This window comes from Scandinavium goeteborgense, assembly GCF_003935895.2.
GTDB lineage: Bacteria > Pseudomonadota > Gammaproteobacteria > Enterobacterales > Enterobacteriaceae > Scandinavium > Scandinavium goeteborgense.
This window is the reverse complement of sequence record NZ_CP054058.1, coordinates 3,311,812-3,336,291: the sequence shown is the minus strand read 5'-3', so window position 1 is coordinate 3,336,291 and position 24,480 is coordinate 3,311,812. Positions and strand designations below refer to the sequence as shown.

10 protein-coding genes are annotated in these 24,480 nt (G+C 57.4%); 4 read left to right on the top strand and 6 right to left on the bottom strand.

Translation table 11 applies throughout. The features are described 5' to 3' along the window. Positions 1–115: 115 nt before the first annotated feature. From A8O29_RS16830 to A8O29_RS16820, 3 genes are all read right to left on the bottom strand, one after another. Positions 116–1,693, bottom strand: a complete 1,578-nt coding sequence (locus A8O29_RS16830) for an arylsulfatase (RefSeq protein WP_125355233.1) — start codon at positions 1,691–1,693, stop codon at positions 116–118. Between the two features lie 295 nt (positions 1,694–1,988). Next, positions 1,989–3,638 (bottom strand): class I fumarate hydratase FumA, encoded by a 1,650-nt coding sequence (gene fumA, locus A8O29_RS16825; RefSeq protein ID WP_174081381.1) that lies wholly within the window; start codon positions 3,636–3,638, stop codon positions 1,989–1,991. Positions 3,639–3,686: 48 nt separating this feature from the next. Further along, the gene (locus tag A8O29_RS16820; protein WP_125355284.1) at positions 3,687–5,198 is read right to left on the bottom strand and encodes an anion permease; all 1,512 of its coding nucleotides are present in this window, start codon (positions 5,196–5,198) and stop codon (positions 3,687–3,689) included. A 637-nt stretch (positions 5,199–5,835) separates the two neighbouring features. Here A8O29_RS16820 and A8O29_RS16815 point away from each other — a divergent pair. Continuing rightward, positions 5,836–8,610 (top strand): flavocytochrome c, encoded by a 2,775-nt coding sequence (locus A8O29_RS16815; protein ID WP_125355285.1) that lies wholly within the window; start codon positions 5,836–5,838, stop codon positions 8,608–8,610. Between the two features lie 162 nt (positions 8,611–8,772). Next, positions 8,773–9,738: an FAD:protein FMN transferase gene (locus A8O29_RS16810; RefSeq protein WP_125352984.1), complete on the top strand. Its 966-nt coding sequence runs from the start codon at positions 8,773–8,775 to the stop codon at positions 9,736–9,738. Here the strand turns inward: A8O29_RS16810 and dcuR are convergent. Together dcuR and A8O29_RS16800 are read right to left on the bottom strand one after the other, a co-directional pair. Further along, a complete protein-coding gene (gene dcuR / locus A8O29_RS16805; RefSeq protein WP_125352986.1) occupies positions 9,719–10,438 on the bottom strand; it encodes a two-component system response regulator DcuR in 720 nt (239 codons plus the stop codon). The genes A8O29_RS16810 and dcuR overlap by 20 nt on opposite strands. After that, the gene (locus tag A8O29_RS16800; RefSeq protein ID WP_125352987.1) at positions 10,435–12,045 is read right to left on the bottom strand and encodes a sensor histidine kinase; all 1,611 of its coding nucleotides are present in this window, start codon (positions 12,043–12,045) and stop codon (positions 10,435–10,437) included. The genes dcuR and A8O29_RS16800 overlap by 4 nt, the downstream gene beginning before the upstream one ends. A 173-nt stretch (positions 12,046–12,218) precedes the next feature. Between A8O29_RS16800 and A8O29_RS16795 the strand changes: the two genes are divergently transcribed. Then, positions 12,219–13,136 (top strand): N-acetylmuramic acid 6-phosphate etherase, encoded by a 918-nt coding sequence (locus A8O29_RS16795; RefSeq protein WP_125352989.1) that lies wholly within the window; start codon positions 12,219–12,221, stop codon positions 13,134–13,136. A gap of 94 nt (positions 13,137–13,230) precedes the next feature. Here A8O29_RS16795 and A8O29_RS16790 read toward each other — a convergent pair whose 3' ends face one another. Continuing rightward, a complete protein-coding gene (locus A8O29_RS16790; protein ID WP_125352991.1) occupies positions 13,231–14,331 on the bottom strand; it encodes a GGDEF domain-containing protein in 1,101 nt (366 codons plus the stop codon). Between the two features lie 284 nt (positions 14,332–14,615). Here A8O29_RS16790 and A8O29_RS16785 point away from each other — a divergent pair, with 284 nt between their 5' ends. Then, positions 14,616–24,368: an autotransporter-associated beta strand repeat-containing protein gene (locus tag A8O29_RS16785; protein WP_125352993.1), complete on the top strand. Its 9,753-nt coding sequence runs from the start codon at positions 14,616–14,618 to the stop codon at positions 24,366–24,368. Positions 24,369–24,480 lie beyond the last annotated feature (112 nt).

Genomic DNA, 24,480 nt, shown 5'->3' with positions numbered 1-24,480 from the left:
AACCCCTAAGGTGTAATGACTGACAAAGCGCACAATGATCGTAGTTCAAAATGCAGAGCGGATTGCAATTGCAACCCGCTCTGAGCATGAGGTTCAATGCCTCAATATATCAACTTTATTTGTTGATGTTTGAACCTTGCTCCAGCATCGCTGACGCATCAGAGATGGTGAATGAGCCAGGTTTCTGACGTGGTGGATACTCTTTAAAGGTATTGAGCATCTCTTTCGCGTATTTCTGCGCGCCACCCATCAGGAACAGACGATCATAGAACCAGGTCTGGTAGCCCATACCTTTGTCGCCTTTCTCCAGCGGATCCACTTCCAGATCGAAGATCATTGGCGCACGCAGTTTGGTGAACGGATAACGCCACAGATCCAGACCTTCGTGCTCCTGGATCATGAAGTGCGCTTTCCAACGACCATAACGCATTGCCAGCAGATCGCCGTCATCACTCCAGTAGAAGAACTCTTTACGCTGGTCTTCGCCTTTACCCTGCAGGAAGTCGAGCTGGTTGTAGCCATCCAGGTGCACTTTGTAAGTGATGGACGGGGTTTTGTAACCCTTCAGCAGCTGATCTTTGATGTTGGCATCGCCTGCTGCAGCAACCAGCGTCGGGAACCAGTCATAGCTCGCAAACATGTCTTTTACGATGGTGCCTGGTTTGATGTGGCCTGGCCATTTGATCATCGCAGGAACACGGAAGCCGCCTTCCCAGCCGGTGTTTTTCTCACCGCGGAATGGCGTAGAACCGCCATCAGGCCAGGTTGCCGTCATCGGACCGTTATCGGTGGTGTAGATAACGATGGTGTTATCTTCAATGCCGAGATCTTTAATCTTCTTCAGCACTTCGCCGATCATCTGATCGTGCTCAACCATACCGTCGGCATACGTACCCAGACCTGTTTTACCAATGCTGGCATCTTTCAGGTGAGTTTTGTTGTGCATACGGGTGGTGTTGAACCAGGTAAAGAATGGCTTGTTAGCCTTAACCTGACGTTCCATGAAGTCGTTGTTCGCCGCTAACGTTTCTTCGTCAATGGTGCCCATACGTTTCACGGTCAGTGGACCGGTATCTTCAATCTTGCCATCTGCGGAGCTCTTAATGACGCCGCGCGGGCCGAATTCTTTACGGAAGGCAGGGTCTTTCGGATAATCCGGGTTCTCTGGCTCTTCTTCAGCATTCAGGTGGTACAGGTTACCGAGGAACTCATCGAAACCGTGTGCGGTTGGCAGGAACTCATCGCGGTCGCCGAGGTGGTTTTTACCAAACTGACCGGTCGCGTAGCCCAGCTGTTTCAGGACGTTAGCAATGGTCGGGTCTTCTTTTTGCAGACCCTGTGGTGCACCTGGCATACCGACTTTACTCATCCCGGTACGGAATGGCATCTGGCCGGTGATGAACGCAGAACGGCCCGCGGTGGAGCTTTGCTCCGCGTAGTAAGAGGTGAATTTCGCACCCTGTGCCGCAATGCTATCGATGTTAGGGGTGTCATAACCCATCGTACCCTGGTTGTAGGTACTCAGGTTCCAGTAACCGATATCATCACCAAAGATGACAACAATGTTTGGTTTAGCAGAATCTTGTTTTGGAGAGGCTGTCGCGGGCGCTGCGTAAGCAGACGTTACAGCGCCAGAAGCCAGCGTCAGCATGCTGGCCAGCATCGTCCTCTTAAAAGGGACATGTTTAAACATGAAAGGAACTCCGTTCGTTAAGGTCTATGTGAGTATAGTTAAGGTTAACGAATTGCAAACTTGTGATTAATGCAAAAATAAATGCTTACATATAAGCACTTTTTCGTACATTTTCAGGGGCATGCTGCGTTTTTTTTGCGCATTTTTATGCAAGAAAAGTACACAGATGTAAGGGTAAAGGCAGGGGGAAAGTGACAAAATGAGACATCTGACGAGGATAATGGCCCTTAACCGTCGCTGCTCACTGACCAGGATGACAACCCGGCAACGTTGCGTCACCGGGCGTCGGGAAGGCTTATTTCTGTGAACAACCTGCGCACTGCTTGTTCTGAATTTGCTGGAAGAAATCATTGCCTTTGTCATCCACGAGGATAAACGCCGGGAAGTTTTCGACCTCAATTTTCCAGATAGCTTCCATGCCCAGTTCCGGGTACGCCACGCATTCCAGACTCTTAATGCTTTGCTGCGCCAGTACCGCCGCCGGGCCGCCGATGCTGCCGAGGTAGAAACCGCCGTGGGCCTGGCAGGCGTCGGTCACCTGCTGACTGCGGTTACCTTTGGCGAGCATCACCATGCTGGCACCGTGGGCCTGCAGTAAATCGACGTACGAATCCATGCGGCCTGCGGTGGTGGGGCCGAGCGAGCCGGACGCATACCCTTCCGGCGTTTTGGCCGGGCCTGCGTAATAAATCGGATGATCTTTCACGTACTGCGGAAGTTCTTCCCCATTATCGAGCAGTTCTTTCAGCTTGGCGTGGGCCATATCGCGCGCCACGATAATTGTCCCGTTAAGCGATAAGCGCGTAGACACCGGATGGGCAGAAAGCTGCGCGCGGATCTCGCTCATCGGCTGGTTCAGGTCAATGCTGACCACATCGCCTTCACCCTGCTGGCGTAAATCTTCAGGAATGTACTGGCCCGGGTTGGCTTCCAGTTTTTCAATCCAGATGCCGTCGCGGTTAATCTTCGCTTTGATGTTTCGGTCCGCCGAGCAGGAAACGCCCATGCCGATAGGGCAGGATGCGCCGTGGCGCGGCAGGCGAATGACGCGGATATCATGCGCGAAGTATTTGCCGCCGAACTGTGCGCCGAGGCCGAGGTTCTGGGCTTCCTGCATCAGCGCCTGTTCCAGTTCCACATCGCGGAACGCCTGACCGTGCTCGTTGCCTTCAGTTGGCAGGCCGTCGTAATAACGGGTGGAAGCCAGCTTCACGGTTTTCAGCGTCGCTTCTGCCGACGTGCCGCCAATCACAAACGCGATATGGTACGGCGGGCAGGCCGCGGTGCCGAGGGTGCGCATTTTCTCAACCAGCCAGTTTTTCAGCTTCGCCGGGGTGATCAACGCTTTGGTTTCCTGGTACAAATAGGTTTTGTTGGCGGAGCCGCCGCCTTTCGCCATGCACAGGAATTTGTATTCGTCGCCGTCCACGCTGTAGAGATCGATCTGCGCGGGGAGGTTGGTGCCGGTATTCACTTCCCTATACATATCCAACGGCGCATTTTGCGAATAGCGCAGGTTGTCTTCGGTGTAGGTGTTGTACACCCCGAGCGCCAGCGCGGCTTCATCGCCGCCGCCGGTCCACACGTTCTGACCTTTTTTGCCCATGATGATCGCGGTGCCGGTGTCCTGACAGGTCGGCAGCACGCCCTTGGCGGCGATGTCAGAATTACGCAGGAATTGCAGCGCCACGTATTTATCGTTATCGCTGGCCTCCGGGTCGGTCAGAATGGCGGCGACCTGTTTCTGATGCGACACGCGCAGCATAAACGCCGCGTCGTGGAATGCCTGCTGGGCAAGCAACGTCAGCGCTTCCGGCTCAACTTTCAGCATCGGCTGGCCGTTAAAGTCGACCACGGAAACATGTTCGCGGCTCAGCAGGTAATAGTCGGTTTCGTCTTTCGAGAGTGGGAAAGGATTCTGATAAACAAACGGTTTATTCGACATACTCAACTCCATAAAAATGAACCGCCGGGGAACGCCCGGCGGTTTGTATCAGAACATCATCGACATCCACGGATAGCCAATCAGCAGCAGGGCGGCCAGGAAGATGGCGCCAAAGATGGTACCGAGGCGCCAGTAGTCTTTGGTTGGCAGGTAGCCGCTGCCGTAGTAAATCGGGCTTGGGCCAGTACCGTACGGGGTGATGATCCCCATCACGCCGAGAGAGGTCACCATCAGCAGACAGAACACCTGCATGTTCATGCCCGGAATAGTCGAGGCAATGGTCAGCATCGCAGGCAGCAACGCGGTGGTGTGTGCGGTGGTGCTGGCAAACAGGTAATGCAGCAGGTAGAACGCCAGCAGCAGGACGATGGTCGCGGTGCCCGGCGAGATCCCGCCCATCAGCGCGCCGCCTTCTTTACCTAACCAGGTGATGAAACCGGTGGAAGAGAGGCCGTCGGCGAGGGCCACAAGGGTGGCGAACCACACAAAGGTATTCCACGCCGCTTTGTTGCTGGTGATGTCGTTCCAGTTAAGCACCCCGGTCCACAACATCAGCACGATAACCAGCAGGGCAGCCATCGCCGGTTCAATCCATTGGGCGGCGAAAATCCACATCATCAGCGCACAGCAGACGAAAACCAGCAGCAGGATTTCATTGCGTGACAGCTTGCCGAGTTTTTCCAGCTCGCGTGCGGCCCACAGTGGCACTTCGTCGTTGATTTTGACTTCAGGCGGGTAGAACCAGTACGCCAGCAGCGGCATCACCAGAATCAGAATCACGCCCAGCGGCAGGAAGGCGAGGAACCACATGCCCCAGGAAATGTTCAGCCCGACGATGCTTTTCACCAGCGCCAGCGCCAGCAGGTTGGGTGCCAGAGCCGACAGGAACATGGAGCTGGTGATACAGGCGGCGGTAATCGCGACCCACATCAGATACGAACCGATTTTGCGTGAGCTTGGGTCATTCGGTTTTGAACCGTACAACGGCGGCAGGTTGGCGATAATCGGGTAGATAGTCCCGCCGCTGCGCGCGGTGTTTGACGGGGTGAACGGGGCCAGCAGCAGATCCGCGAAGGTAATCGCGTAACCGAGCGTCAGGCTGCGGCGGCCGAGGTATTTCACCAGGATCAGCGCCAGACGACGACCGAACTGCGTTTTGTCGTAGCCCGCGGCAAACATAAAGGCACCGAAAATCAGCCAAACGGTGGAGTTACCGAAGCCGCTCACCGCCCATTTAAAGGACGCGCTGGCGAGTTTGAATTTCGGCTCCAGCATCTGGTCCGGGCTGAACAGCAACCACTGGCTGCACAGGGCGATGACCACCACCCCGGTTAAGCCGATAACGGCGCCCGGCAACGGTTCAAAGATAAGGCCGACAATCACCCCGACGAAGATAGCGAAGTAGTGCCAGGCGTACGGCGGTAAACCGTCCGGAACAGGAACGAAAAGTAGCAGCACGGCAACGATGACCGGCATCGCCATCATCAGCAGGCGGTTTTTGCTCCCGGCTTTAACACTGCCCGAACTAGCAGGCGGTGGGGTGACTGTTTTCTCTTTCATAATGAGACTCGACAAGTAGTTAAAAATACGGTGCGCTGACGGAATAGTTGAATCACTTTTTTTAGTTTCTAAAGTTTCTTTAATTATTAATGGCAACTACTGGCTTATTCCGAGACGGCTATTTAACGCAATGTGTCGTGCGCTAAATTAAATAATTGGGTTATTTATATATTGCGCTTTCACTGTGCGTTGCAATTGATCGAGATCAAGAAAGCGAAATAAGTCGGATGTTTTTTTCTTTTTGTAATAACCCTATTTGAGCATGGGGTTATTTTCCTGAAATGCAGTGAAATGTTAAATAAAAATGAGCGAAAAAGGCGTTTGTTCTGATTTGTTGGTTTGTATCTCATTGTTTTTGTTTTATTTTGTACGCACTTCCGATTGCGTCTCAATGTTAATAATAGTAATTTAAATGTTATCGCCAATGGAAGTTATGTGAATGTTGTATTTTAAAAAGATAATACTGTGGTGGTAGGGGTGTTATAGCAGGTATTAAATAGTTTTATAACTAACGTAATCGATTTAGAAACTAAAGAAAGCGCTATATTAATAGCATGAAAACGGACCGAGAAATAAAACAAATAAAGCATCCGTCACCGAATTCTTAAATTTCAATTTTAAATTCTGGAGTTCCATTATGACCCATAATGAACGTATTCTGAGCCCCTTCACTCTGCCAAACGGCACCGAACTGAAAAACCGCTTGTTAATGGCGCCGATGACTACCTGCACAGGGTATTTCGACGGCACCGTGACTCACGACCTGGTGGAATACTATCGCGTTCGCGCGGGCAGCATCGGCACCATCATCGTTGAGTGCTGCTTTGTCGACGATCTCGGCCTCGCGTTCCCGGGTGCTATCGGGATTGATAACGACGAGAAAGTGGCCGGTCTGGCGAAAATTGCCGCCGCGATTAAAGCCGAAGGTTCCAAAGCCATTTTGCAGATTTACCACGGCGGCCGCATGGTCGACCCGAAACTGATCGGCGGTCGTACACCGGTTGGCCCAAGCGCCGTTGCCGCCCCGCGTGAGGGTGCCGCGACGCCGGTGGCGTTGACCACCGATGAAGTCGCTGGCATGGTCGTGAAATTCGGTGACGGCGTACGTCGTGCCATTCAGGCCGGTTTCGACGGGGTGGAAATCCACGGTGCCAACACCTATCTCATTCAGCAGTTCTATTCTCCAAACTCTAACCAGCGTGATGACGAATGGGGCGGTAGCCGTGATAACCGTGCGAAATTCCCGCTGGCGGTGCTGGAAATCACCCACAAAATGGTGCGTCAGTACGCCGATGACGCGTTCATTATTGGCTATCGTTTCTCGCCGGAAGAGATGGAAGTCCCGGGCATTCGCTTCGACGACACCATGTACCTGCTGGAAAAACTGGCCGCTCGCGGTGTGGATTACCTGCACTTCTCGGTCGGCGCGAGCCTGCGTTCGTCCATCGTCGATACCCAGGACCCAACCCCGCTGATTGAAAAATATTGTGCGATGCGCTCTGACGCACTGGCGCAAATTCCGGTGATGGGCGTGGGTGGCGTGGTGAACGCCGCTGATGCTGAGCAGGGTCTGGACCACGGTTACGACCTGATTGCCGTCGGACGTGCGACCATCGCCTACCCGGACTGGGCCGAGCGCATTGCACGCGGTGAAAACCTGGAGCTGTTTATCGACAGCACTCAGCGTGAAGCGCTGACCATCCCGGAACCGTTGTGGCGCTTCTCGCTGGTGGAAGCGATGATCCGCGACATGAGCATGGGCGACGCGAAATTCAAACCGGGCGTGTTTGTTGAAAACGTGCAGGACGATGCCAACGCGCTGGTCATTAACGTCAGCCTTGAAAGCGATCGTATTGCCGATATCGAAATGGTGTCCGGCCCGCAGCAGGTGGAATTTGTCACCAGCTTCGAAGAGATCAAAACCCGCATTCTGGATGCCAACACCCCGCATGTGGACGCCATTTCTGGCGCAACCAGCCAGAGCGAAGCGGTGAAAAAAGCGGTTTCCAAAGCGATGGTGAAATCGACCAAAGCCCGCGTGGCGGAAGAGGGCGGTGACACCTGTGCGCCAAAAAACTACGACGTGGTGGTCGTGGGCAGTGGCGGGGCCGGTCTGGCGGCTGCGATTCAGGCCCATGACGAAGGCGCGAGCGTGCTTATCGTTGAGAAAATGCCTACCATCGGCGGCAACACCATTAAAGCGTCTGCCGGGATGAACGCCGCGGAAACCCGCTTCCAGCGCGTGAAAGGCATTCAGGACAGCAAAGAGCTGTTCTACGCCGAATCGCTGAAAGGCGGCGGCAACAAAAACAATCCGGAACTGCTGCATCGCTTCGTTGAGAACGCCCCGGAAGCCATCGAGTGGCTGGCGCGTCGCGGCATTATGCTGAACGACATCACCACTACCGGCGGGATGAGCATCGACCGTACGCACCGTCCGCGTGACGGATCGGCGGTCGGTGGCTACCTGATCAGCGGCCTGGTACGCAATGTCACCAAACGCGGCATCGACGTGATGCTCGATACCGCCGTGGACGACATTCTGTTTACCGACGGTGAAGTGAGCGGCGTGCGCCTGCTGACCGACGAAAATGAAGCCGTCACTGTGCAGGCGAAAAGCGTGGTGGTGGCGACCGGTGGCTTCAGCGCCAACAGCGCGATGGTAGTGAAATACCGTCCTGATCTCGAAGGCTTCGTAACCACCAATCACAAAGGTGCGACCGGCGGCGGGATCGCCCTGCTGGAGCGCATTGGCGCGGGCACCGTCGATATGGGCGAAATCCAGATCCACCCGACCGTAGAGCAGAAAACCTCATACCTGATTTCCGAGTCGATCCGCGGTGGCGGGGCGATTCTGGTGAGTCAGCAGGGCAACCGCTTCTACAATGAAATGTCGACCCGCGATAAAGTCTCTGCGGCGATCATCGCGCTGCCGGAACATTTCGCCTACATCGTGTTTGATGAACATGTGCGTGCGAAAAACAAAGCCGCGGATGAGTACATCGCGAAAGGTCTGGTGACCAGCGCCAGTTCACCCCGTGCGTTAGCGGCGGCGCTGGGAATGGACGAGCAGGCTTTCCTTGCGACTCTGGAACGCTATAACGGCTTCGTGGAAAAACAGCATGATGATGATTTCGGCCGGACCACCGCGCTGCGTGCGCCGATTAATGAAGGGCCGTTCCACGCCATTCAAATCGCGCCGGGCGTGCATCACACTATGGGCGGTGTGACGGTAAATACCCAGACCGAAGTGCTGAACGCTGAGCATCAGGTTATCCCTGGCGCGTACGCGGCGGGTGAAGTAGTGGGCGGTATTCACGGCGGTAACCGTATCGGCGGGAATGCGGTTGCTGATATTATTATCTTCGGTACCCTGGCGGGGCATCAGGCTGCAGTTCGCGCGCGGGGTTGATATTTCCCCCTCTCCCCGGCCCTCTCCCTCAGGGAGAGGGAGAATTAACGAGCGGAACAGTTCCCTCTCCCTGTGGGAGAGGGTTAGGGAGAGGGCATCCGGCCACTCCGGTCCGACCAAAACTTTCGCGAATGGGTGAACTTCAAGATGAGGGCAACCGCCATGCCAACTGACAACTCGGTCTACAGCTACTCAGCAACCCTGATGGGTTCGCCCATTCTGCTCAAACTGTTCTCCCACAACGCGCCTCAGGCGTCCCGCGTGTTCGGCCTCATCAAACATTACGAAGACCAGTTCACCGTCAACCGCGCGCAGTCGCAGGTGATGGAGATCAATTACGCCGCCGGACAGCATCCGGTTGCGGTCAGCGCCGCGGTCTATCAACTCATCAAATGTGCTAAAGCCGCCAGCGTCCTGCCCGGCAGTGCGTTCAACCTCGCCATTGGTCCGCTGGTGAAACGCTGGCGTATCGGCTTTAAAGGTGACAGCGTGCCGCCCGCCGACGAGATTTCCGCGCTGCTCGACATCACGCGGGCCGACGAGGTTATCCTCGATGACACCGCGCAGAGCGTGTTTCTCGCCCGTCAGGGAATGGAAATTGATTTGGGGGCGATAGCCAAAGGTTATATCGCCGATCGGGTGCGGGATTTATTACGGCAAGAGGGTGTGAGCGAAGGGCTTATCAACCTGGGCGGCAACGTGCAGACACTCGGTACGCCGCTCGGTCACTGGCGTATTGGCCTGAAAAAACCGTTCTCCGACGCCGATGCGCTGGTGGGCGCGATGGACGTGACGCATAAATCAGTGGTCACTTCCGGCACCTATGAACGCTATTTTGAGCAGGACGGGCAGCGCTATCACCATATTCTCGACCCGCGTACTGGCTATCCGTTGAATAACGAACTCGACAGCGTGACCCTCATTTCAACCGATTCTCTCGACGGCGATATCTGGACCACGCTGCTGTTCGGCGCGGGTGCGGAGCAGGGCTGCGAAATGCTGAAAGGCCGGGCCGATATCGAGGCTATTTTCGTGACCAAAGCGCGGGAAGTGGTGCTCTCCTCCCAACGCCAGTACCGCTTCACGCTGCTCGATGACAGCTACCGGCTTATTGACTGTACTGCTTGAGCAGGCCGTACTGCTCGGCAACCAGACGGTAACGGTAGACCGGACGCCCGGTGGCGCCGTAATGAATGCTGGTGAACAGAATATTAATCTGTGCCAGCCAAATCAGATATTTACGACACGACACCCGCGAAATATTCACCGCATTGGCCAAATCATCGGTCGAAAATTCGCTCTCCGGGTGCGCATCAATCCACTGGCAGAGCGTGCGCAGCGTCTGCGGCGTTAGCCCCTTCGGCAGCTTTTTGCTGTCAGCCACTTCCGGCGTGCCGCCGTGCAGCAGTTGATCAACATCGGCCTGCTCATAATAGGCATGGTTGCCCATCATCGTTTTCTTCTCACGCCACGTATTCAGCGCCTCTTCAAAGCGCGGAAACTGGAACGGTTTAATCAGATAATCGACCACGCCGTAGTGAATGGAGGTCTGGATCGTTGCCGCATCGGCGGCGGAAGAGATCATGATAACGTCGATCGGGCGGCCGGACGCGCGGATCACCGGTAGCAGATCGAGCCCGTTGTCCTGCTGCATGTACACGTCGAGAAGCACCAGATCGATAGCCAGAGTGTTGTCGTTGATCATCGCCGTGGCCTGCGCCAGCGTGGACGCGGTGCCGCAGCAGTTGAAGCCTGGCACCCGGGCGACGTACATCCGGTTCAGCTCCGTCACCATCGCGTCATCATCCACAATTAATACATTTATCACGCACTCTTCCTTTCACTGTCCCACGGGAGATCGACAAAAAATTGGGTAAACACGCCGGGCTCGGATTCTACCGTAATCGTGCCCCCGAGTTCATCCAGCTGTTGGCTGGCGAGAAACAGGCCGACGCCACGGTTTTCGCCTTTGGTCGAGAAACCTTTGGCGAAGATAGCGTCCAGATTGGCTTCGGGAATGCCCGGGCCGTCATCGCTCACTTCGCCCGTGAGCCAGCCGTTCTGGTAGTGCAGCAGCAGGCTCACTTCGCCTTCCGACTGGTGGCTCATGGCGTCCAGCGCGTTTTCAATCAGGTTGCCGAGTACCGTCACCAGCACCGTGACCTGTTTTTCATTCGGGTTGTCCGGCACCAGGCTATCCTCGGCGAGCGTCAGGCTAAAGCCGCGCTCTTTCGCCCGGTTAATTTTACCGAGCAGGAACCCGGCGACCACCGGCGATTTCACGCGATGCTGAATGGCGCCGATATCCATCTGATAGGTATGCGCGGTTTGCAGCACGTACTCTTCAAGCTTATCGTAACTTTTCATGCTCAACAGGCCGAGAATGACGTGTAGCTTGTTCATAAATTCATGCGAGGTGGTGCGCAGGGCGTCGACGTAGTTACCCATGCCGTCCAGACGCTGCATCAGCTGGCTGACCTCGGTTTTATCGCGGAAGGTGCTGATGGCGCCGATGACCCGTCCCTGACTGCGCACCGGCACGGTGTTGCTCAGCAGCAAACGTCCGTTGCAGCCTAATTCCCGGTCCTGAATCGGTTCGCCGCTGGCGAGGACGTCATTAAGATTGGCGAGCAGCGGCGCGTGGCCGTGCTCGTCGCTGGTGGAAGAGAGCAGCATCTTGCGCGCCGCATGGTTGAGCAGCGTCACCCGACCCTGCGCATCTACCGCCATCACGCCCTCTTTGAGCGATTGAATCATCGCCTGACGCTGTTGATACAGGCTGGAGATTTCCCACGGCTCAAGGCCCAGCAGCACGCGTTTCAGCACGTGGACCAGACAATAAATGCCAAAGCTGCCGACAATGGCGCTGAACAGCACGCTCCACAGTACGCTCCAGCGGCTGCGGCTGACCTGCTCACCCACTTTGCTGAGCGAAATGCCCACCACCACCACGCCAATTTGCTGATGATTATCGTCATACACCGGGGTAAACACGCGCAGCGCCTCGGCCAACACGCCGTGGTTGATAGAGACGTTCTCTTTGCCCGCCAGGGCCGGGGTCAAATCGTCCCCGATAAACGGTTTACCGATGATGGTTTTATCCGGATGCGAATAGCGAATGCCGCGCATATCGGTCACCACCGCGAACAATAGGTCGTTGCGCTGTTTCACCGCCTGGGCCAGGGGCGTAATCGGGTTGTTTTGCAGCGGCAGGTGCAGGCCGCGTTTCACGTCGGGGGAATCGGCCAGCGTGCGGGCAATCCCCAGCGCGGTGTCTTTCACGCCGTCGCGGGTGGCATTGCCAATCTGCCCGAGCCACAGGGCGTAGGCGAGGATCAGAACCGCACCCACCACGCTACACACCATCAGCGTGACGAGGGTGCTCAGTTTCATCCGGCGCTGGGCAGCAGCGGCGGGAAGAGGCGAATCGCTCATGTCGGTCTCGCGCGTAATGACGAAGGGCTAATTATCACCGCCAGGGGGATTTTTTTAAAGCCGCGTAAAGAAAAGGAAATATCCTCGCGCGGGCAGGGAAGCGTGACGGCACTCGCAGGTTCTTCCTAAGATTATCCTTATAGTAGGTAAGGACGTTAACAAAGGAGGGTGTTATGAGCATTAAGCCAATGAGTTCTGCGATGGAACGTCGCCACGCCGCCACCACTGAGATCGATACGCTCTCAACGCACGATATGCTGGCGATGATCAACAGGGAAGATAAACAGGTCACCGATGCCATTGCCGCCTGCCTGCCGGACATTACCCGTCTGGTGGACAACGCGACAGCGACCCTCAGCCGGGGTGGGCGAGTCATACTGGCGGGCGCGGGCGCGTCAGGCCGTACCGCGGTACTGACCGCCGGAGAATTTGCGCCGGATAACAAACACTCGCTGATGGCGCTGATAGCCGGTGGGATGCAGTCGATGGTGCAGACTTCGGAGCAGGCTGCCAGCGATTACGATCGCGGGGTGAAAGACCTCGAAACCATCGCCTTTAGCAACAACGATATGCTGATTGGCCTGAGCGTAAGCGGCAAAACGCCGTGGGTGTGGGGCGCGCTGCGCCATGCGTGGTCGCTCGGCGCACGGGTGGCGATCATTACCCAGGACGCCAGCAGCGAAGCGGCCCAGTTGGCGGATATCGCCATCGTGCCGGACACCGGGCCGGAAGTGGTCGCCGGGTTTAACAACCCGAAAGCGCATCTGGCGCAGAAGCAAATTCTCACCATGCTGACCACCGGGATTGCCATTCGCAGCGGGCGCGTGTTCAGCAACCTGCGGGTCGACGTGCCGGCCAGCACCATTCGCTGGCAGGAGCGGCAGATTGCGATAGTCATGGAAGTCGCCGGTTGCCCGCGGGCGCAGGCGAAAGTGGCACTGGCAAACAGCAATAACCACTGCCGGACGGCGATCCTCAGCATCATGTCCGGGCTGGACGCCTGGCGTTCACGCGAGTTGCTCAGCGACAACAACGATAATTTGCGCCTTGCTCTACAGGAAGCCATGCAGCTGCATCTCAATCGCGCGTAACGCTGAAGACGGCCCCATAAAAAAAGTCACTCCGTGAGTCCAGGAGTGACTTTTTTATTGCAACGAAGCAGGGTTAGCGTGCAATTCCCGGTTTCTAACGCTCCCAACTGATGCGGTTTCGTCCGTCACGTTTGGCCTGATAAAGCTGCTTGTCGGCAATTTCCAACAGCCCCTCCAGCGGCATCCCCTGATGCCATTGGGCGATGCCCTGGCTTATCGTCACGCGCGGTGCGACGCTCGACCCTTTATGCGGAATGCGCGCGTCGGCCAGCGCGTGCTGAATACGTTTGGCGATATCTAACGCATTCGGTAATCGGTCGCACACCGCCAGCACCACGAACTCCTCGCCGCCGAAGCGGAACGCCGCGTCGCTGGCTTTTCGCAGGGATTGTTCAATGCAGCGCGAGACCTGAATCAGGCATTTATCGCCCTCAACGTGGCCGTACATGTCGTTGTACTGTTTGAAAAAATCGATATCCAGCACGATGAGAAACAGCGATTTTTTGCTGTGCTCCAGTTGGCGGGTGCTGCGGGCAAAAGATTCCGTCAGGCTGTGACGGTTAAAAAGCCCGGTCAGGGTGTCGTAGTTTGCGAGCCTGAGCAGTTTTTTAATCAGTACGTTTCGTTCGTATTCGCTGCGCTGGGTGCGCAAATAGGATTCCAGCAGGATATAACGCGCAGAAAGGACCACGGCCAGAATAATGAGTGTGCCAACCCAAAGAAGCAGGGGGAATTCCATCGGTGACACGACTTCGCCGTAAACCATTGAAATAATAATGGGTATGCAAAAGAGGGTCAGCAGTAAACCGGAGATATAAAAAGTAATGGTGGCGGGCAGCAGAATGATCACCAATATCACCATCGTGATGGTTGGCTGTTTAAAATCAGTCAGCATATTAAAAAAGATGATGGACCATAAAACGCTAAATATCAGCACGATAAACGGCAGACATTTTTGATACAGCCCTTCATTGATGCCGTCACGTAAGGTGAGGGTGGAAAATAAATTGATCAACGAAAAGCCGATAATACTCCACAGCGGCAGCATGTAATGCTGGGTATCAAACGTCACCGAATCGCCGCTCAGAATGCGTACCAATAGCCAGGCCGCAAAAATAATGTTCAGGCACAAAAACCAGAGGTAACCCTTCACGCTGGCGATCGCCACTTCTCCGGTGCTGTGCTTGATATCCATGAAATGACTCCAGTTTTAATGACTTTTGATAATAGTGGATCCCTTCCACCTGCTCAAATCGACTGCGTAAAAACCCGCTTAATACACAACGTAACGGCAGCAGACTCTGCGGTGAGTTTGCGCTTCGCTAATTAACTATGATGAAACAAATTGCTTCATTTTTTCACATTTAGGAAGGCCGATTCAAACAGCGTGTACTACTTTTACAAAAAGTAATCGTCCTGCCTTTTTTGCTTGTCCCTGCACTTATTTTATTTAACTGCTTGATTTTTCATGGAATGCGTATGAACAGAATTTACCGTTTGGTCTGGAGCCATGTTGCCGGTGCGTTCGTGCCTGCTGCAGAATTTACTACCGGGAAAAAGGGAAAGTCCCCTCGCTCCGCACAGCGTAAGCTATTGCTTAATGGGATATTATTAGCTGGTAGCGTGTCAGGTTTCGCCCATGCCGATGATGTACAATGGGCCACCGCCTACCCGTCATACGCATTCCCCACCACGCCCGGCTATAACTTTGACCAGGTGCTGACCACCGGAACCGCCTTTACGATTGGTGGGGGCGCCGGGAGCACTAACTATGCCGCAGGCACCACGCTGAACGTGCTGGGCCCGATGCCTTCGATGCCGACCCCTTCCGGCAACGGGATCACCGGCCGCTCGGTGACGGTTCTCGATGCGCTGCCTAACTCGGCGGGGGCTGACGGCGGACGCATCATTCTGATCGTCGCCAACAGCGACAACGTGCAGGGCACGCCGCAGACGCCGGTGCCAGTCACCCGAAACAACATCAATCAGTATAGCTACTCTCCGTCACCGGCACGGCCGCAGCAGGATGAGGAACTGAACGTTGAAGTTCCGGGGCTCGACGGCAGCTTCCAGGTCATCAGCACTTATGATTCCACCACGTTCATACCCGCCCAGGACACTGCCGTAGCCGGGATGACGTTGCCGGTCTACAGCGCCAATTCTGCGCGGATCATGAATCAGTTTGGTATCGTCAGCGTCAGTAATACCGGCGGCACGGCCAACGTCAACATTGGTGCCGACACCGCGGGCACCACGCCGATTGCGGCGGCGGCGAACACCCTCGACCTGCTGGCGAAAAATTCCACCCTGGCACAGGCCACAACCACCGGCGTGTTAGCCGGGCCAACCAGCGCGGTTAACTGGCAGTCGGACAACTACATTCATTTCCGTCCGGCGGCGGTGATTTCCAGCGACATCCAGAACGCCAGCGCGCAAAGCACCAAATACAGTTACACCCTGACGCTGCCGAACTACGTTGAGGTGTTAGGCAAGACGGTGCAGGCCGGGCAAAAAAGCTTCACCATCAATACCGCGCAGGATATTGCGGACGTTAACGATTATCTGACCGGGCAGGGCGATTACAACGGCAAGCCGCAAATCCAGTACTGGCTGAATGCCGGGGCGACGGTGAATGGCGGCACCATCGACTCAACGGTGGAAGCCCAGCGGACCTACGATGCCATTATTCAGGGCCTGCTGGCCCAGGCGGAAAGCACCGCCATCAACATGACCTATCACGCCTGGGAAGACCGGGGCGTGCACAGCAACAACGCGACGTTGGGCACCGGCAATCTGCGGATAATCTACGCCGACGGCGTGAATGCCACCGGCACCGTGACCTCCGCCGGCAGCCTGGCCGTCGATGGCGCAACGGCGGTGATGGAAGCCAATGCCGACGCGCAGATAACCAACAACGGGGCGATCAACACCTGGCGCAGTAGCGGCAGCAGCCCTGAATCCGTCGGCATGAAGACCACCAACTCTGCCGCCATCAATAACGGGGTGATTAACGCCGGGCTGTTCCTTGAAAAAAATGGCACCAATCAAAACGTCAATAACGCCGGAGCGACGGCGATATCGGCCAGCGGCGCCAGTGCGGTTGCCAACAACGGTTTCATCAACGTCGGCATTACCGATTCATCCACCCACAATGCCACAGGCATAAAGGCCAGCGGCACGACCGAAGTGGAAAACAATGCGGGCAAGTCGATTGTCATCACCGGCAACAGTCATAACGTTGACGGCCACGGCGGCGCGTATGGGGTCGACCTGTCCGGGAATGCCAGCTTCCTTAACCACGGTAATATCTGGGTCGGTGGCACGCCGCTGACCGCCGCCGGAACACCGACGGCGGTGAATCTGGTGGGCAGCGGGGATTTAACCGCGGGTATCTACACCACCAGCGCCAACGGAGTGGTCAACAGTACCGACGGGACCATCACCTTGCTGAGCGGCACGCGCAACGCGGCCGGGATGATGGCCAGCGGCAACCAGGGGACGGTCACCAACAACGGGTCCATCGTGGTGCAGGGCAAACTCACCGCCGGGTCTGCGGCGGCGAACTACGGCATGTTTGTGCAGGACAACGTCGGTGCGGCGACCAACAACGGCAGCATTCAGGTGCAGGGGGATAACAACATCGCCCTCAACGTGCTGGCGGCGAGTGCCGATGCCAGCCTGACGTCGACCAGCGCTGGCAGCATTACCGTCGGCAGTGCGGGCGGCACCGGTGGCAACGATGGCAATCCGTTCACCTATCGAAACTATGCGGTTTACGCCGAAGGGCTGAATACCCATGCCGCGACGGTTGATCTGCAATCGAGCATTCGCCTGCTGTCCGCGGGGGCCATTGGCGTGCATGCGCGCGGCAATGCGACGATCGACCTGGGCAATAATTCCAGCCTGACCTTTGAGAATACCAACCAGATTGGCTATTACGCCTGGGGTCAGGGCGCGACGATTAACATCAGCAATCCAACCATCACCGACAGCGCTCAGACCGGGTCTATCCTGTTTGCTGTTGATAACGGGGCCGAATTTACCGGCTCGACCGTCGGGGGCAACTACAACCTGAACGTCAGCGGGACGCGCTCGACGGGGGTGTTTGCCAACGGTTTTGATGATCTGAACGATACCAATGCCAGTAATGATGTGGCGACGCAGATAACCACCGGTAACGCCAGCATTGTGGTCAGTGGTCAAAACGCCGTCGGCGTGCGAGTCACCGGCGGGGCGCAGGGCACTATCAGCGACGGGGCGATTCAGCTGACCGGGAATAACACCACGGCGGTGGTGATTGATGGGCGTGATTACAACATTAATGGCGACATTGGCGATACGCCAGTGGCAACACGGGTTTCCTCTGATGCGGTGATTGGCTCTGCCGCCGGACAAAACGGGATCACCGGCTATAACGTGTCGAATCTCGGTAATCTGACGCTCAATTCCGGGGCCAACATTAATCTTCAGGGCAATAACAGTACCGGCATCTTGCTGCATGATAACGGCCTGGCGACGATTGCTGCCGCGGATACCACCGTCAGCGTGGCGGGCAGTAACAACATTGGGGTCGATATCCAAAACGCCGGTCAGTTGACCAACAACGGCACCATCACCGTGTCCGGCGCGACCGGCAGCGCCAACGTCGGCCTGCGGGTGCAGGGCAGCGGGGCGATTGTTAACAAACTCGGCACCGTCAACGCCACCGGCGGCAAAGCGGCGGTTCAGTTGACCGGGAACGGCGCGTCGTTGACTGTTAACGGCACCGGCAACCACATTACGGCGGGCGGTGATGCGGATGGGGTGTTGATCGACAGCTCCGGCGCGTCGTCGTTTACCGCCAGCAATACCACCATCGACCTGACCGGCAGCGGGGCGGGGATCAACAACAACGCCAGTTCCAGTAACGTTAAGCTCAACAACGTGACCATCAATGCCGCCAACGGTCCGGCGATTCGTACTGCGGTGACCTTCAGTGCTGAAGGTAGCGGCAACATCCTGAATGTCAGCGGGAGCGGCAGCGGATTCGCGTTTATGAAGTCTGACGGCTCTGCGACCACCGGCAACCTGAATATCGGCACTGGCTACACCATCAACGGCAATGGCGCGAATAGCGTTGGCGTGCTGGCGAAAACCAGCGGGACGGTAAATTCCGGGACCAGCATCACCATGGGCGCAAACGCGGGGGCGGCGATTGACGCCACCAACGCCAGCAGCCTGACCAACCGGGGTAATATCCAGACCTCCAGCAACACCGGCAGCACTATTCTGGCGGCCAACACCAAAGCGTTCAGCAACAGCGGAACCATCAATTCCAGCAGCACCAGCAACAGCAGTTCGCTGATTGTGCTCAACGGCAGCGCGGCGAACCGCACCATTAGCAATACCGGCACAGTTACCAGTAGCAGCCAGGCGGCGAAGCTCATTGATGCTACCGGCAGCGCCAATAACACCATCACCAATAGCGGGACGCTCAGCGCGGCGTCATCGACGGCGCAGGCGGTGCTGACCGGCAGCGGCAATGACAGCCTGACCCTCAGCGGCGGGACCACGCGCGGGGAGTTAACGCTGGGCAGCGGCAGCGACCGCTTCACCTGGAACACCGGTAATTTCAACGGCGGCGTGACCTTCACCGGCAACGACGGGCGCGATGCCGCCACGGTTGGCAACGTCAATCTCAACAACACCACCCATCTTCTTAGCCAGGGCGGGACCGGCAGCACGCTGACCTTCAACGGCACCAACAAAGCGGGCGCTTCGGCGTTGATTGGCAGCCTGGCGGCGGACAATCTGGCCTCCGGGACGAATATCGGTACCGGCTGGAGCACGCTGACGCTGAACGGGGCGACCACCGACATGCGGGTGGTGAACGATTTGACCCTCTCCGGCACGCCGGTCATAAACGTCAATAACGGTGCGAAGCTGCGCAGCGGCGACAGCCTCGGCACGCCAGGTCAGGCGACAGTCCACAACTACAATATTGCGACGACGGGCGCGACCAGCCTCGTCTCGTTTGACGGAACGGACCAGACCTACAGCGGAGTGATTTCCGGCTCCGGCGGCATGGAGCGCGTCGGCAGCGGCAGCACCGTGCTGCTGGGTAACAACACCTATACCGGCAAAACCACTATCGGTGTCGGTTCATCGCTGGCACTGGGTAATGGCGGCACCACCGGGTTGCTCTCAACCCAAACCAATATCACCGACGACGGCAATCTGATTGTTAACCATTCTGATAACGTGGCACTCAACGGGGTGATTTCCGGTGCGGGTAACTTCCGCCAGACGGGCCTTGGGGTCACGCGTCTCGGCGGGGCCAACAGTTACGCCGGGAGCACCGGTGTGGAAAAAGGCACCTTACTGGTCAACGGCGTGCAAACCGGTACCGGCACCACGACGGTGTTTAGCAATTCGACATTAGGTGGCGTGGGTAAGTTGGGCGGGGATGTCACCTTTAACACCGGCGGTGCCAAACTGACCCCGGGCGACATGGGCACCGGAAAATTCACCATCGGCGGCAGCCTGGCGCTGGCGGATGATACCACCAGCGAGTTCCAGCTGGGCGAGGCGTACGTGCCGGGTGGCACCTATAACGATCTGGTGAACGTCGGCAACGATTTGCAGCTCGACGGCGATCTTGATGTGAAATTAGCCGACGGCGGGACTTTCCTGCCGGGCGTGTATCGCCTGTATAACTTCGGCGGAGCACTGGACGATAGAGGGCTGGATATTGTCGCCCTGCCGCCAACCGACTCGAAGTATGAAGTGCAGACTAACGTGCCGCAGCAGGTCAACCTGGTGCTCAACTTCCTTGATCCGACCACCGCGTTGCAGTTCTGGGACGGTGATGCGACGACTAACCACGGTAACGACGGTATCGACGGCAACGGCAGAGTCGATGGCGGTGTCGGTAGCTGGTCGCCGCAGTTGACCGGGGTTGCTAACAAATGGACCCAAAGCAGCGGGGTGGGCAACGCCCCGTGGGCGCAGCACGCCTTTGCGGTATTCCAGGGCGCGGGCAGCACGGTGAATATCACGCCTGAGGTGATCGGCGGCACGCTAACGCAGGTGGTCACATCTGGGATGCAGTTCAGCTCCAATGGCTACACCCTGAACCCGGTTAACGGCAGCGAGCTGCAATTTGTGGCGACCAATGCGGCTACCGGCCTGAATCCGGCGAACAACTACACCGCGCAAGGGGAAACGGCGGCCAATCGCTACTTCCTGATCCGCGTCGGTGACGGCGGGGCGGGTGAAGATGTGGTCACCACCATCAACGCCAATCTGGTGCAGGATACGGACCCGCTGGGTGCGACTGCGGCGTTAAGCGGCGACCGCGACAGCAGCGGCAATCTGAACGTCACCCGTCTGCTGAAAACCGATCCGGGCACGCTGGTGCTCAACGGCGACAACCGCATTAATGGCGGGGTGGAAGTGTGGAACGGCACGTTACAGGTGTCGAAAGACAGCAGTCTGGGTAACGCCGGGACGTCCGTCACCCTGAAAAATGACGCGACCCTGCGTTCCGGGGAGAATCTCACCACCAACCGTAAAATCTTCCTCGATAAAACCGGCGGCGGCACGCTGGATGCGTTCGGCAAAATCTTTACCTCAAACGGCGTCATCGGCGGTGAAGGCAAGCTGACCATTGAAGATACCTCTGCCGGAACCGGTGCGGGCCAGTTGGTCCTCAACACCGCCAATACCTATCTCGGCGATACCCTCGTCAACGGCAAAAACGGCACCGGGACGCTGGATGTGAACGTCAATGCCTCGGGTGCATTCGGCAAACAGAACAGCACGGTGACGCTCAATGACGATGCGCGGGTAAACTTCCGCAGCAGCGCCAACGCGCAGACGCATACCTTTGATGTGGATGGGGCGACACTGAGCTTCAATGACAGCGCCAGCGCGGGCCAGAGCATCATTGGCCTGACCGACGGCACCGCCCGATTCACCGGCAGCAGTAATGCGGGCAGCGCGAAAATTAACGTCGATGCCGATTCACAAATGGTGATTTCCGGCAGCGCCGACGGCGGCACCAGCGTTACCACCAACAGCGGCCTGGTGGCCTTTGCGGGCGGGGCGCAGGCGGCGAATGCGCGGATTGCCAACCAGAGCGGGGCCCGCGTAAACCTCGCGGATTCCGCAGGGAAAACCTCCGTGGGTTCTCTCTCCGGGGCAGGCTCTGTGACGCTGGGGAATAAAACCCTCAGCGAAGGAAATCTCAACCTCAACGACACCCTCAGCGGCCTGATTTCGGGCGTTGGCGGCGGGCTGGAAAAAGTGGGCACCGGCATTCTGACGCTGACCGCCGACAACACCTTCACCGGCGCGACGTCGGTGATGAAAGGCGTGCTGTTGATTAACGGCGACCAGAGCGCGGCCACCGGGGCGACCAGCGTGGCCAGCAATGCGACGCTGGGCGGGGAAGGGACCTTGGGGGCCAACGTCAACGTGGCGGATAACGGCCACCTGACGCCGGGCAAAGACCTGAACAGCGTCGGCGTGCTGACCATGAACAACCTGACGCTCGCCAACAACTCGCAGATCGATTTCCAGTTCGGTAAATCTAACGTGCCGGACGCCAACGATCCGCTGAACGATCTGCTGGTGGTAAACGGCGATCTGACCCTCGACGGCAGGCTGAACATCACCCAGACGCCGGGCGGGAAATTTGACGTCGGCGTGTACCGCGTCATCAACTACAGCGGCAATCTGATCAATAACAGCTTACTGCTCGGCAACGTGCCGGACGCGGCTCAACAGCTGTACGTTCAGACCTCGGTGGCGAATCAGATCAACCTGGTCAACACCAGCGGCCTGCTGCTGAACTTCTGGGACGGCACTGGCGGCGTAAGCGGCATTCTGAAAAACAACGGCAAAATCGACGGCGGCGACGGCGTCTGGCAGAACAGCGGCGGCAACGACAACTGGTCCACCGATCAGACCGATCCAGACGGCACCATCAATGCGCCGTTCAGTGATGGCGCGTTTGCGATATTCAGCGGGAGAAAAGGCGATGTCACCGTTGATAACAGCCTCGGTGAGGTGCTGATCAGCGGCGCGCAGTTCACCACCAACGGCTACGTGATTAACGACGGGGTGATCACCACCAACACCGCCGATACGGTGATCCGCGTCGGCGACGGCACCGCACTTGGCAAGCTCTACACCGCCACCATTAATTCGCAAATCACCGGCAGCGGCGGCATCAACAAAACGGATATCGGTACCCTGGTGCTGAACGGCGACAACAGCTATCGCGGCGGCACCACCGTCAGCGGCGGCGTGTTGCAGGTCAGCGGCGACCAGAATCTTGGCGCGGCGGACACCGGTATTACCCTGAACGGCGGGACCTTCCGCTACGGCGAGGCGTTCGACACCCAACGTGCGTGGACGCTCAGCGGCGACGGCGGCACCATCGACACCAACAGCAATGACGTTTCTCTGCTGTCGGGCATCAGCGGTAGCGGCGGCTTAACCAAAGCGGGTGACGGCACCCTGACCCTGACCCAGGACAGCAGCTACACCGGCCTGACGACCATCCGCAAGGGGACGTTGCAGCTCGGCAACGGCGGCAGCACCGGCAGCGCCACCGGCAATATTCTCAACCTCGGTACGCTGGTGGTGAACCGCAATAACACCGCCGAACTTAACGGCGTCATTACCGGTACCGGGAACTTTATTCAGGCAGGCAGCGGCACTACGGTGCTGAACGGGCTGAATAACTGGACCGGCTATACGCTGGTGGAAAAAGGCACATTGCTGGCGGGCGGCATCGGGCGGCTGAGCACCAAATCGAGCCATATCGTCAGTGAGAATGCGACCCTGGATACCGGTGGGCGCAGTCAGACTGTGGCGAACCTGGTCAACCAGGGCACGGTGAATCTGCGCGGCGGCAACGTCGGCTCGACGCTGACCGTCAACGGCGATTACGTCGGGATGGACGGCACCCTGAAGATTGCCGCCCAGCAGCACAGCCCGGGCGTGGCCGATAAGCTGGTGATCAACGGTGGAACGGCAACCGGGTCCACGCGCCTCGACATCGACGTCAGCCAGCTTGGCGAACCGACCACCGGCGACGGCATCATGGTGGTTCAGGCTCTGAACGGCGCCACCACCACCGCACAAACCACCAAAGACGCCTTTAACATCGGTAGCAGCCGACTGGTTGCCGGGGCGTGGCAGTACCAATTGTTCGCCGGGAATGCGAGCGGGGCCGGGGAAGACTGGTTCCTGCGTGCGGGCTACAACCCGGTGGTGCCGGGCTTTAACAGCGTGGCATCGATTGTTCGCCAGGCCGATTTGTACGTGCTTGGCACCCTGCATCAGCGCGTGGGTGACGAACAGCCGTGGCGCGCCGATGCGCCGGCAGACGGCGAAAGCCGCTTCTGGGCGCGTTATCTGACCAAAACCGTCGATCAGCATCTGGACGATGCGACCAGCAGCCAAAGTCATTCGCAGTACGACGGGATGCAGATGGGCGTCGACCTGTGGCAGAACGACAAATGGCGCACCGGGGTTTACACCACCATTATGGATACCGACAGCTCGGTCAGCGGTAACACCGGCATGGGCGGCGGTTCGGCGTACAACTCAACGCTCTCCACTTACGTCGGCGGCTACGCCACCTGGACCGATACCAACGGTTTCTATGTTGATAATGTGTTGCAGTATGGTTACCATTCGGTCGATCTGAAAAACCTGAGCGACAGCCAGACTTACCATCCGGACGGCAACACCGTCACCGCGTCGGTCGAAGTGGGCAAACCGTGGCAGATTGGCAGCAGCAACTGGGCCTTCGAGCCGCAGGCGCAGCTGGTCTGGCAGTGGAGCAACTTTGACGATGTGACGCTGAACGACGGGGCCAATACCCATGTGGGTATCGACGCCGACAGCGCAGTGATAGGGCGTCTCGGTGCACGTCTGACCGCGGATTACGACACCAAAATCGGCAAAGTGAAACCGTACGTGCGGGTGAACTACTGGCAGGAACTGTCGGGCGGCGATGATTCGGTGACCTACCGCAACGGCGCAAACAGCAACGGCAAAACGACCCTGAGCGCCAGCCAGCAGTACAGCGCCACGGAAGCCGCCGTCGGTGCAACCTGGACCGTCACCAATGACGTTCAGGCATATACGGAAGTTGGGCGTACCTGGGACAACGGCGATAAATCGAGCGTGGATGCCAATCTGTCCGCCTCGGTGGGGATGAAAATCCGCTTCTAAGGCGTCTTGAATTAGCCTAAGGCTGGTCTATGCTCAAATCAGAGCAGGCCAGCCTTTTGCTTTTGTGCTCTGAATAATAACGATAATTTTTACTTCTGCGGGTGTTGATTAT